Below are 4158 nucleotides of genomic sequence, written 5' to 3' on the forward strand. Positions count from 1 at the left end.
TGGGGCAGATCAAATTGGTAACTATCAATATGCGTATGATAATTTATCAGGTACTTCAATGGCTACACCAAATGTAGCTGGTGTGTCAGCTTTATTATTACAAGCAAATCCCAATTTAACGCCAGCTCAAATTAAAGAAACATTAATGAACACTGCTGATCCATTAAATGGAAGTTATAGTGTATTTTAATCAGGAGCAGGACAAGTTGATCCTTATGAAGCAATTCACTCTCAAACGAGAATCGAAGTTACAGACGAAACAAAAGGAACTTTAGATAAAAAAGGTAATCTAAAAACAGTCAAAGATTTAACTGGTGCACTTGCATTTGGAGTGTTTGCACCAGCTGGCGCAAATGTAAGTGATCAACGCTCACTTACTATCTACAATAATAGTAATCAAGCAAAAACTTATGATGTGAATGTTTCCTTCCAAACAGGTCGTAGAGGCTCGTTGGATGCTGATGCGAATGGCGTAATGATTGTTACAGATAAGTCGATTAAAGTAGGAGCAAATTCTAAAAAGAAATCTGTTGTAGCAATCACAGTTCCAAAAACAGCAGCACTTGGAATATATGAAGGCTATGTAACATATACAAATCATGCGAATCCGGATGAGACCTTCCAAGTACCGTTTGCAATTAAAACGGTTGAAGAAGGAATAAATCCTGTTACAATGAGTCCTCAAGCATTTACACATGTATCTGACTCAGCATATGCTGGTCAATTAATCTATACGAATGCTTATTTTAGCATCAAATCTCACATGCGTACGCTAGATGTAATTCTTGAAGATGGAAAAACAGGTAAAGAGTTAGGATTCGTTGGTACGATGGACGGTTTAGGCATGCAAGAAAATGTGAATTATGGCGTTTCTCATATTTTTGATGGGAATTATAACAAATCAACAGGTGATTCAGAGCACCCATTTGCTTATGATACAGAATTAGCAAAACCTGGATACTATAAACTAAAATTGGTTGGAACAAATGATGCAGGTCGCACATTCAGTCAAGAAGCACCTTTCTATTTCGATAACACAGCTCCAAAAATGACGGTAAATAGTCCTGATGTAGTTGAGTATAAAAATGGTCAAAGTAAGGTGACTATTACTGGTTCGGTTTATGACAAAGAAACTGCAGAAATGACAGCACTTGACATGAATTTTAATCAAGGAAGTACTAGAGTGTTTTATAAAGACAATTTTGGAGGAAGAGATGTATCTGTTCCTGTAAATGCAGATGGTACATTCTCAATTGATATTCCAACTAACCCAACTAGAGCAATGTTACTTTCTTTCTATGCACTTGATGCTGCTTCAAATAAAACATTTAAAGAAGGTAGAGACATTTTCGTTACACGAGATGATGTAGCATACGGTTATATGCAACCTGAAAAACGTTCTGCAAAAATGGGGGAAACTGCCCATGCAACGTTAACTTTAAATAAAGTAAATAATGTAAAACAAGCTGTGTACAAGTTTTATCATTATACGAGTGTTGCATCTATGAATGTCACTCCAAGTCCAAGTGTATCAGATAAAGTTAATGTAAATGTCGAGGATAAGGTATACTATGCTGATCTAAATGAAGCAACGGTAACAGTTACATTAAAGGATGGAGCTGCTCCATTATCAGGAAATCTTACACTGGCTGATTTAGCATTTACAATGAAAAATGATTATACTGCATATCCTGTAACGTTCGCAGCTTTTATGACAAGTGTTACGTATAAAGATATGAATGATACGACAAAAACTGCAATGAGTGGAAATCCATCTACTTATTATATGGAACCAACTTATTCACTAGCTCGTGGGTTTAACAGCGCTGAAGCATTTTTGGATCCAAGTGGGACAGCACTTCAATCGATTAATTATTCAAAAATGGGAATTAAAGTTAAAGCTACGAGTTCGAACGGAACTGTATATAATGGAGATGTTAATTCTTCGGTAGTCTACTCAATTCCAAATCTACCATTAAATGATGATCAATACGAACTTGAGTTCAATGTTCCAGGTCATTTTACAGTGCACAATAACTTTACAATTGGGTTCCACGAAGATGGAAAAGTTACTTATCAAAATCTAGCTCTACATCTTAAGCCAGCAATTGCAGGGGATGTAAATAAGGATGATGTAATCGATGTAATGGATGCATTATATATCCAAACATATTGGGGAACAAACAAGCGTGAAGCAGATATTAACTTTGATGGAGTTGTAGACGCAAAAGATATGGCATTTGTTGAAGAAAATTACTTAATGCAAAATCCAACTATTAATTATGCACCTACACCTAAAAAGAAATATAAATCACAATCACTAGAAAGTATTAAGAGTGCATTAGGATTAAACTAATCTTTGCAAAGAGCAACTACAAATAGGTAGTTGCTCTTTTTTATTAAAGAATGATTTAGAACTGTATACTTCATAGTAATTAAGCTTATTTCCTCATCTATAGTTTTCTATCATTGAATCTTCATAGTTATTAATTGAATTGATTAATACAACACCCTACCACCAAGTACACTATTATTCGCACAAAAATTGCACAGACTTATTAGAAACAATGGATTAACCAGATTTGGTTTGCATAAAATTACTTTTACCGACGATAGGGGTTCAGGACGTGGGACTGCACTTTTTAGATGGGACTAAATAAATTTGATGAAATTTTTCAAAAATAATATTATATCAAGTTTCAATATAATAGAAGTGTTAACTAACTGGTTAGAAAGAAATTAAAATTATATTGTTATATATTCCTTTCAGAAAAATCATGGAATAAAAAAATAAATAACAGGTGAGAAGAATGAATTTAGCTCTATTTCATAAAATTCAACAAATATGCAAAGAGAAAAACTGGAAAAAAAATGACTTAGCAAAAAAGTCGGGTATTCATATCAGTGATATAAGCCGTATGTTCAATCATAAGAAATTGCTATCTTTAAAACATCTAGATGCCATTACCGAAGCGTTTGGGTTGAAGGAAGGTACGCTATATTCGTATTATGCAGATGAATGTTTTAACGAAAACAAACTGTTGGACAAGCGCAGAAGTATTCTATTCTTATTTAAATGTGTTACTTATGGATACGAGAAACAATGCCAAAGTCTATTAAATCACATGATAGCAGAAAAATCAGACGAGATCCGTACCAATTATTTGACTTATATTTTTTTCGTTGCAGAGAAGTTGTTTAAAGCCGGAAAAGAAGAGAAAGCATTGCACTTGTATGAGTTAATCATTGAAAATGTATCGAATGTCTTTTCAGAACAACTGGCAATCAGTTACTTTAGACGATTTTATATTGTAAGAATGTCTGAGAAAGGGCAAGATGCATTGATTTATGTGTTAGAGAAATTGGTATACATGCCAAGAAAAGTTAGAGTGGAAGCGTATTTACGTATTTTAGAGTTTTACTATAGACGTGAGCAATGGGAAAAAGTTGTATATTACGCTGAGAGATTAGAGTACATGGTCAAGGTAGGCGAGTATTATGCAAGAGCTCTTATGTATAAAAGCTTTGCACTGGCAGGTTTGGGCGGTTCACTGGAAGAAATATTATCTCTTACGGATCGATATGCTCAAGTCAACGAATATTTTGCTGAGATAGCCATTGGAAATCGGTTCGCCGTTTTTTTAGATTTTGGACAACTGGAGTATGCAGATGACTATCTTGCTTGGTTAAAAGATAGAGAGGATGTATATGTTGGTTTGCCAAAGGTACTCGAGGCATATGTCCACTTGAATCGATTAGAGGATGCTAAAAACTTATTGGATTGGTATCAACATACCATTGATGTCATGGCTGCAAGTAAAGATTGGTGGCTAAACCAGAAGATGAATTTGGATTTTCGATATTCTTATGCTTTGTATCTGTGTAAAAGCAAGTTGTTGCCGGAGGGATTAAATGAACTATTGGATGTGGCGTATATTGCAAATCAAATAGGTAATGTAGAGAGATTTAAAAAATGTCTTCTCGTTTACTGGAAATATAGGCTCGATGCGACTTCTGACCAAAGTAACAAATATATACAATTATTAAGTATATAAAAATACAAGGAGACCTCCTCACACAGCTTTGCACAGTAAATTTGCTAATCTATTTTTCTATATATTCCTGTCGATTAAGGATGATACAAATGCTAACTTAAAT

At 34.2% G+C, this 4158-nt stretch carries 3 protein-coding genes; all 3 read left to right on the forward strand.

Annotation, left to right across the window (positions count from 1 at the left end; genetic code table 11):
• A partial coding sequence (locus tag CN601_RS25660; protein WP_179865701.1) for a S8 family serine peptidase occupies positions 1 to 190 on the forward strand: 190 nt, incomplete at its 5' end.
• A gap of 141 nt (positions 191 to 331) precedes the next feature.
• The gene (locus tag CN601_RS25665; RefSeq protein ID WP_179865702.1) at positions 332 to 2356 is read left to right on the forward strand and encodes a dockerin type I domain-containing protein; all 2025 of its coding nucleotides are present in this window, start codon (positions 332 to 334) and stop codon (positions 2354 to 2356) included.
• Positions 2357 to 2810: 454 nt separating this feature from the next.
• Positions 2811 to 4055, forward strand: coding sequence for a helix-turn-helix domain-containing protein (locus CN601_RS25670; protein WP_098172774.1), 1245 nt, complete (start codon positions 2811 to 2813; stop codon positions 4053 to 4055).
• Positions 4056 to 4158: the final 103 nt, after the last annotated feature.

It is taken from the genome of Bacillus sp. AFS017336 (assembly GCF_002555445.1).
GTDB lineage: Bacteria > Bacillota > Bacilli > Bacillales > Bacillaceae_G > Gottfriedia.